General features: G+C 70.0%; 7 protein-coding genes. 3 read left to right on the forward strand and 4 right to left on the reverse strand.

The genetic code is table 11. The annotated features are described in order from the left end of the window. The coding region (locus FV222_RS12170; protein ID WP_147814429.1) for an O-antigen ligase at positions 1-1,082 on the forward strand (1,082 nt) is incomplete at its 5' end. A gap of 7 nt (positions 1,083-1,089) precedes the next feature. Here the strand turns inward: FV222_RS12170 and FV222_RS12175 are convergent. Next, positions 1,090-1,437 (reverse strand): acyl-CoA thioesterase, encoded by a 348-nt coding sequence (locus FV222_RS12175; protein ID WP_238272557.1) that lies wholly within the window; start codon positions 1,435-1,437, stop codon positions 1,090-1,092. A gap of 220 nt (positions 1,438-1,657) precedes the next feature. Here FV222_RS12175 and FV222_RS12180 point away from each other — a divergent pair, with 220 nt between their 5' ends. Then, positions 1,658-1,918 carry a hypothetical protein gene (locus FV222_RS12180; RefSeq protein WP_147752253.1) on the forward strand — a complete coding sequence of 87 codons (261 nt, stop codon included), beginning with the start codon at positions 1,658-1,660 and terminating at the stop codon, positions 1,916-1,918. A 4-nt stretch (positions 1,919-1,922) separates the two neighbouring features. Here the strand turns inward: FV222_RS12180 and FV222_RS12185 are convergent, their stop codons facing one another. The 3 genes from FV222_RS12185 to FV222_RS12195 form a co-directional block, all read right to left on the reverse strand. Then, a complete protein-coding gene (locus tag FV222_RS12185; RefSeq protein WP_238272556.1) occupies positions 1,923-3,665 on the reverse strand; it encodes a PQQ-binding-like beta-propeller repeat protein in 1,743 nt (580 codons plus the stop codon). A gap of 142 nt (positions 3,666-3,807) precedes the next feature. After that, positions 3,808-5,469 (reverse strand): DHA2 family efflux MFS transporter permease subunit, encoded by a 1,662-nt coding sequence (locus FV222_RS12190; protein WP_147814431.1) that lies wholly within the window; start codon positions 5,467-5,469, stop codon positions 3,808-3,810. After that, complete coding sequence (locus FV222_RS12195) at positions 5,466-6,695, reverse strand: HlyD family secretion protein (protein WP_147763930.1); 1,230 nt, start codon at positions 6,693-6,695, stop codon at positions 5,466-5,468. Before FV222_RS12195 ends, FV222_RS12190 begins: the two co-directional genes overlap by 4 nt. A 213-nt stretch (positions 6,696-6,908) precedes the next feature. Here FV222_RS12195 and FV222_RS12200 point away from each other — a divergent pair, with 213 nt between their 5' ends. Next, positions 6,909-7,544, forward strand: a complete 636-nt coding sequence (locus tag FV222_RS12200) for an HdeD family acid-resistance protein (RefSeq protein ID WP_147763929.1) — start codon at positions 6,909-6,911, stop codon at positions 7,542-7,544. Positions 7,545-7,828 lie beyond the last annotated feature (284 nt).

Below are 7,828 nucleotides of genomic sequence, written 5' to 3' on the forward strand. Positions count from 1 at the left end.
GGCGGCTCGGGCCGGCGCGGCTGCGACCGCTGGCGACCTGGCCGCTGCTGCTCTGCGCAGGCTGGCTCGGGACCACCGTGCTGCTGTCGATCGAGCCGTCGCTGTCGATCCGACGCGCCGTGCTCATGGCGATCGCCCTGATGCTGTCGGCCGGCGTGCTGATCGTCGCGCGCTCCCCGCGCCAGTTCGCGATGACGCTCGCCGGCAGCGCCCTCGTCATCCTCGTCGCGTCCTACCTCGCCGTGGCGCTCGTGCCCGACCTCGCGATTCACTCGTCCTTCGACCTGAACTCCGATCCGAGCCATCCCGGGCTGTGGCGGGGCATCTTCCCGCACAAGAACGAGGCGGGGGCGGCGATGGTGATCCTGATCATCTGCGGCCTCTACGTGCGGGCGACCGCGAGCCGGTTCCTCGGCTGGGCCATCGTCCTGCTCGCGGTCGGGTTCCTGGTGGCGTCCGGCTCGAAGACCGCCCTGCTGGTGACGCCGGTGATCCTCGCCGTCACCGCCCTATGCCGGGTGTTTCGCGGAAACCTCGCCCGGACGTCGCTGCTGCTCGGCCCCGTCGTCGCCTTCTCCGTCGTGTCGATCGGCTCCGTCGTGGTGCCGGCGATCCAGGAGAAGCTCGGTGCGTTGATGACCGACGCGACCTTCACCGGGCGCAACGAGATCTGGGAATTCGCGATCGACAACATCTTCATCCGGCCGTTCCGAGGCTGGGGCTACGGCGCGTTCTGGATGACGGAGCGGACGATGTACGCCGGGTCGGAGCAGCTGACCTGGGTCAACACCGCCAACCACGCGCACAACGCCTACCTCGACACCGCGCTGACGATGGGGTTCCCCGGCCTCGCCTTCACGCTCGTCGCCTTCATGCTGATGCCGCTGCGCGACCTGCAGGCGACGGCGGGCGGGCGCGACCTCGACCCGACGACGCTGCTGTTCGTCCGCCTGTGGTTCCTCGGCCTCGTCTCGGCGTCCTTCGAGACCGTGCTGTACAACGGCAACAACGCCACCTGCTGCATGTTCATGATGGCGGTGTTCGGCCTGCGCCTGCGCACCGCCTACCGCCCGGCCGCCTGACCGGGCCTCAGGCCACGCCCGGCTCCGGCGGCACCGGCCTCGGCTTCCGCTCGGAATCGATCGCGACGAAGGTGAACAGCGCCTGCGTCACCCGCATCGTTGCCTCGCTCTCGCGCTCGCGGCGCCAGACCTCGACCTGGATGCGGATCGACGTGCGGCCGACCCCGAGGATCCAGGCGTAGAGGCTGACCTCGTCGCCGACGAAGACCGGATGGTGGAAGGTCATCGCCTCGACCGAGATCGTGGCGCAGCGCCCGCGCGACCGGCGGGCGGCGACGTTGCCGGCGGCGAGGTCCATCTGCGCCATCAGCCAGCCGCCGAAGATGTCCCCGGCCGGGTTCGTATCCGACGGCATCGCGATCGTGCGGATCACCGGCGGTCCGCGGTCGGAGGGCTGCTGCGTCGGCGATGGGGCCGGCGCGCCGTTCGCGGTGTCGTGGGCCGGCATCGGGTCGAGCTCCCGCTGCGAATCGGAAGCCGCGGCGTCGCTTGAGCCTGACACAGGCCCGATCGGGACAAAACGCTCGCGCGATGCAGGCGGCGACAGGGGGCGCCCGACGTCCTATGTTGCGGGCATGATCGATTTCCAGACCGTCGGCGACCTCTGCAGCTCACGTCACATCGCCGAGGACGAGGTCGACGCAGCCGTCGCCGCCTACCTCGCCGACCCGCTGCCGCCGATCTTCGTGTTCCGGCAGGGCTACCGGCTGAACCTGATGAAGGCGGTGCGCAACCACCAGGGCGCGCGGGTCTTCATGGAGCGCGAGGACGTCGGCATCGCGCTCAAGCGTCCGTTCGTCCGCGCGGCGATCCTGCAGGCGCGGCCGAAGGGCTGAGCTCCTAATCGGGCAGCGCGAACACCACCAGCGCATCGCCGGTGCCGAAGCCGGAGGCCTTGGTGTAGGACGAGCCGCCGGCGGCGACGGCGACGTACTGCTTCCCATCGAGGCTGTAGGTGATCGCCGGGCCGCTGATGCCGGCCCCGCACTGGAAGCGCCACAGGATCGCGCCGGTACCGACATCGTGCGCATCGAGATGCCCGTCCTCCTCGCCGGAGAAGACGAGCCCGCCGGCCGTCGCCAGCGTGCCGCCCGCGAGCCGGCTCGCAGACTTCACCGACCACGCGATGCCGCCGCCCTTGGCGAGGTCGACGGCCGTGAGCGTGCTGAAGCTCGGTTCGCCCTTCGCCTCGCCGGTCTCGGTGTAGCGGATCTCCGGCCGGCCGGGGCCGCCGGGCACGGTCTTGACGGTGTAGGTCGTCGCCCCGTGCCGGACCTGGGCGTAGGCGAGGCCGCTTCCCGCATCGTAGGCGGTGGGCGGCCATGAGACGGCGCCGAGCGGCCCCGGCGCCACGACGGTGCCCTCCGCGGTCGGGGGCGCGAACAGGTTCTTCTGCGCGATGAGGGGCGCGGAGCGCTCGATCAGCCGGCCGGTGGCGCGGTCGTGGACGTAGATCCAGCCGGTCTTGCTCGCGGAGGCGACCGCCTTCACGGCGCCGTCCTTGCCCGGCAGGTCGAGCAGGAAGGGCGGGCTCGCCACGTCGTAGCCCCACTCGTCGTGCGGCACCTGCTGGTAGTACCAGCGCAGGCTTCCTGTCTTCACGTCGAGCGCCACGAGGCTCATCGTGTAGAGGTTGTCGCCCGGCCGCGAGAGGCCGAAGTTCTGCGGCGCCGGGTTGCCGGTGCCGAGGTAGATCAGGCCGAGTTCCGGGTCGAAGGCCGGGGTCATCCAGAGCGAGCCGCCGCCGACCCGCCAGGCCTCGCGGTTGGCCGGCGCCGCGGCCTTCTCGGCGGCGACGTCGCGATGGAGCGGGACGCCGTCGGCGGTGGTCTCGACGAAGTCGCCCTCCCAGCCGTCGGCCTTGGTGACGTACCAGCGCCAGCGCTCCGCGCCGGTCTTGGCATCGTAGGCGGCGAGCCACCCGCGGCGGCCGTAGCCGCCCTCGATGCCCACCACGGAGCCGCCGTCGAGGCCGCCCTTCTCGTCCTCGACGTGGAGCCCGTAGCCGGCGCCGCTGACGCCGACGATGACGAGCCCGTCGGCCACCAGCGGCGGCATCTTGAAGCCGAGCCGGCTCGAACCCTGCACCGGCTTGCCGCCGAGCTGCTGCGCGAGGCCCGAGGCGGTCTCGGACTCGCCCTCCTCCGGCCGCACCGCCTCGTGGTCCCACACGACCTTGCCGGTCTTGGCGTCGAGCGCGATCACCCGCCCGTCCATCGTCGCCTGGAACACGAGGCCACCGGAAACCGCGACGCCGCGGTTCGAGGGCGGCCCGAAGATCTTCTCGGTGCGCGCCTTGTGCGTGTAGGTCCACAGCACCCGGCCGGACTTGGCATCGAGCGCGGCGACGTTGTTCTGCGTGGTCGAGAGGTAGAGCGTGCCGTCGACCATCACCGGCTGAGCCTGGAAGTAGCCGGTGATGCCGGTCTGGAACATCCAGGCCGGGCGGAGCCGTGCGACGTTCGACCGGTCGATCGATGACAGCGCGGAGAAATTCCGGTTGGTGTGATCGTGCCCGAACATCGGCCACTCGCCCGAAGGTTCGGCCGCCCGCGCAGGCAGGGCGAGCGCCAGGAGCGCCAGGGCTGCGGACGTCAGTTTCGATGAACGCGGCACGCTCGGGCTCCTCCAGCTCGACACTTCCGGTCGAGGCTTCTGCTCGTTGGTGCAACCGGTAGGGCATGTCCCGGAGGGTGTCGAACCGGGCGATCGTGGCCGACGCGGCTCAGTGTCCGGCGGGCGCCTCGCCGCCGCGCTCGACCCGCTTCAGGATCATCGCCAGCGGGACGGCCGAGGCCGAGACGAGGCAGAGCGCCCAGAACACGTCGATGTAGGCGAAGAAGGCGGTCTGCGTCGCGAGTTGCTGCCCGATCCAGGCGGTGGCCTGTCCCTGCGCGTCGACGCCGGGGGTGCCGTGGACCGTGAAGTACTGCGTCACCTGCCGCATGGTCTCCTGGTAGGCCGGGCTCGTGGTCGTGACGCTCTCCGACAGCCGGCTCTGATGAAACTGGCTGCGGTAGGCGAGGATGTTCTGCGCCAGCGACACGCCCATCGACCCGCCGACGTTGCGGGCGACGTTGATCAAGGCCGAAGCCTGGTCGGTCTGCGACTTGTCGATGCCTTCGTAGGACGCCGCGGTGATCGAGATGAAGATCATCGGCAGGCCGATGCCGATGTAGATCCGCGACCAGGCGAAGAACCAGAACGTCGAGTCGCCGTAGATCCGCGTCAGGTCGTACATCGCCAGCGCGACGATGGCCGCGCCGGTGGCGATCAGCCATTTCGGTTGGAAGTAGCCGGAGACCTGCCCGATCACCAGCATCATCGCCACGGTGACGAGGCCGCCGGGCGCCAGCACGAGGCCCGAGATCGTGGCGGTGTAGCCGTAATAATCCTGCGTGATCTGCGGGATGAACTGCGTCGTCGCGATCAGGATCGCGCCGGTGGCGAGCATGACGAGGAAGCACGAGCCGAACTGGCGCTTGCCCAAGAGCCGCAGGTCCACGGCCGGGTTCTTCGCCGTCAGGAGCCACGGGATCATCGCGACGAACGAGATCACGGCGAGGACGGCGAAGACCTGGATCAGCGGCGAGCCGAACCAATCCTTGCGCTGGCCCTCGTCGAGGCAGACCTCCAGCGAACCGAGGAAGGTCGCAACCAGGAGGAAGCCGACGAGATCGAAGCGCACGCCCTTCTTGCGAAGGGCCTTGCGCTCCTTCACCGCGGATTCGGAATCCTCCAGCAGCCACCACATCAGCGCCAGCGCGATCACGCCGACGGGTCCGTTGATCAGGAAGCACCAGTGCCAGGAGACGTTGTCGGACAGCCAGCCGCCGAGCGTCGGCCCCACCACCGGCGCGACGACGATGGCGAGCCCGTAGAGCGCGAACGCCTGTCCGCGCTTCGCCGGGGGAAACGAGTCGGCCAGGATCGATTGCGCCAGCGGCGCCATCCCGCCGCCGCCGAGCCCCTGGATGACGCGGAAGAGCAGGAGCGAGTTCAGGTCCCAGGCGAAGCCGCAGGCTAGGGAGGCGACGGTGAACAGCGCGACGCTGGCGATGAAGAACGCCTTGCGGCCGTAGCGCTTGGCCAGGAAGCTCGATGCGGTGAGCGCGATCGCGTTGGCGACCAGGTAGCTCGTGACCACCCACGCCGCCTCGTCCGGCCCGACCGCGAGGCCGCCGGAGATGTAGCGGAGCGCGACGTTGGCGATGGTGGTGTCGAGCACCTCCATGAAGGTGGCCAGCGCCACGACCAGCGCCACCGACCAGGGGCTGTGGCCGCCCGCGGTGCGCGGCAATCCGCCGGACTTCGCCTTCGCGGCGCCACCGGATTTACCGCCCGCCTTGCGCGGACCGCCGTTCGCCGCGGCGGCGTCGGCGCTCATCGCACCCGCACCGTCGGCACGATCGACATGCCCGGGCCGATCGACACGTCTTGTGGCCACTCGTCGACGACGATCTTCACCGGCACGCGCTGCACCACCTTCACGTAGTTGCCGGTGGCGTTCTGCGCCGGCAGGAGGCTGAAGGCGGTGCCGGAGCCCGGCTGCACCGAGGCGACCTTGCCGCTGATCCTGCGGTCCGGATACGCGTCGATCTCGATCCGCACTGACTGGCCGGGGCGCATGTCGGTGATCTGCGTCTCCTTGTAGTTGGCGACGACCCACTTCTCGTCGGGCACGAACATCGCCAGCGACTGGCCGGCTTGGGCGTATTGCCCGACCGCGCCGGTGAGCTGGACGACACGGCCCGGCTGTGCCGCCGTCACCGTCGTGTAGCCGAGGTTGAGCACGGCCTGCGCCGCCTGCGCCTCGGCGTTGGCGAGGCTCGCCTCGGCCGACGCCCGCTGCGCTTGAAGCGAGCCGATCTGCTTCTGCGCCTGCGTGACGCTGGCATTCGCACTCGTGAGAGACGCCTGCCGCTGCTCGAGGGTCGAGGTCGAGGATTGCGATTGCTGGACGGTGCCGGCGCCGCGGCTCGCGAGATCCTTGTAGCGGGCCGCGTCCGCCTTCGCGAAGTCGAGCGCCGCCTGGTTCTGCGTCACCTGCGCCTTGGCGACCTCGACCTGCGCCTTCTGCGCTTCCACCTGCGCGTCGACGTTCTGGATCGAGGCCTTCGCCGACGCGATCTGCGCCTGCGCCTGCTCCAGGGCGACCTGGTAGTCGCGCCGGTCGATCTGGAACAGCGTCGCCCCGGTCTCGACGTGCTGGTTGTCGGTCACCGCGACGGCGACGACGTAGCCTGACACCTTCGGGGCGACCGAGAATTGGCGCGCGTCGACGAACGCGTCGTCGGTGGATTCGTAAGGATGCAAGTAGATCTGCCAGTAGAAGAACCCGGCCACCCCGAGCAGCACGATCGCGATGCCGCCGAGGACGAACCACCACGGATGACGCTTGAGGATGCCCGGGCGGTTTTCTTCGTCCTCGTCGTCCGAATCGTCCTCCTGTTCGGAGCCGGCCTTCGCTTTGTCCTGCGCCTCGTCGTCGACCGGGGCGTCGTCCTCCGGCGGCTTGAGGTCGATGATGTCGCGGCGCTCGGGCACGGCGCGGTCTTCGAGCGGGCGCGTCGGCTGATCCAGGGCCGTCGCCTGGCGCTGTTCGTCTAGCATCGGATAAGATAACCGCCCACGCGCGTCCCGCCACCCGTGAGTGGCCGGAGCGATCGAACACCCGCCTCGCGGACTCAAAAGCCGGCGCGGCCGCAAAGTTCCGGACCTCGCGCGCGCCCACCGCGTCGGTGCCGACGTCGCGGTGGGAACGCGCGTTTGCGGTGCGGCGTTCTGCGCCGGACCGACATTCCGAATTCTCAGCGAGCCGACACGATGGCCCTCTTCACCCGAACCAACCCGGCCGGCGTTCCGCTCGTCGGCATCGCGCGCCTCGATGCCATGAGCCGGACGCTCGCGCGCAACTGGTGGCTCGTCGCCCTGCGCGGCGTGGTCGCGATCCTGTTCGGCGTGCTCGCCTTCGTGGCGCCGGCAGCCTTCGTGCTCTCGCTGGTGTGGTTCTTCACGGCCTACATGGTCGCCGACGGCATCTTCGCAATCATCGCGTCCGTGCGGGCGGCGCAGGCGCACGAGCGCTGGGGCTTCCTGCTGATCGAAGGTCTGCTCGACATCCTCGTCGGCGTGGCGGCCTTCTTCGTGCCCGGCGCCGCCGTGTGGGCCTTCGTGCTGCTGGTGGCGATCTGGGCGATCGTGACGGGCGCCCTGATGATCGCGGCGGCCTTCCGCCTCCACCTGCATTTCGGCCGCTGGTGGCTCGGCCTCGGCGGCCTGGTCTCGATCCTGTTCGGTGGGGTGCTGCTGGTCGAGCCGGGCATGTCGGCCCTGGTGCTCACGTGGTGGCTCGGTGCCTACGCGGTCGCCTTCGGCGTGCTGCTGGTGATCCTCGGCGTCCGCCTGCGCGACCGCCACGAGGCGGCCGGCTCGCCGATGCCCTTCCGCCACGGGGTCTGATCCATCGCCAATTCCGCCGGGCGGCGAACGGCATAGCTTCGCCCGGCCCGATCGTTCTAGAACGGCGCAACCCGGGGGCGGTCGCTCCGCATGTGCACCGGTACAGATCTGTACCCGTTCAGGAACGCGATGAGCTCACCCGACCCGGATCGACGCCCCCCCGACGCTGCCCCGCCCGACACGGGCGCCGCGATCATCAGGGCGCCCGTCACGATCGCCCAGATCGCCACCAGCAGCACGAAGGCCCACACGGCGGCGCCGGGCACGAAGAAGGCCGCCACGCC

The sequence above is a fragment of the Methylobacterium sp. WL103 genome (assembly GCF_008039885.1).
Lineage (GTDB): Bacteria > Pseudomonadota > Alphaproteobacteria > Rhizobiales > Beijerinckiaceae > Methylobacterium > Methylobacterium cerastii.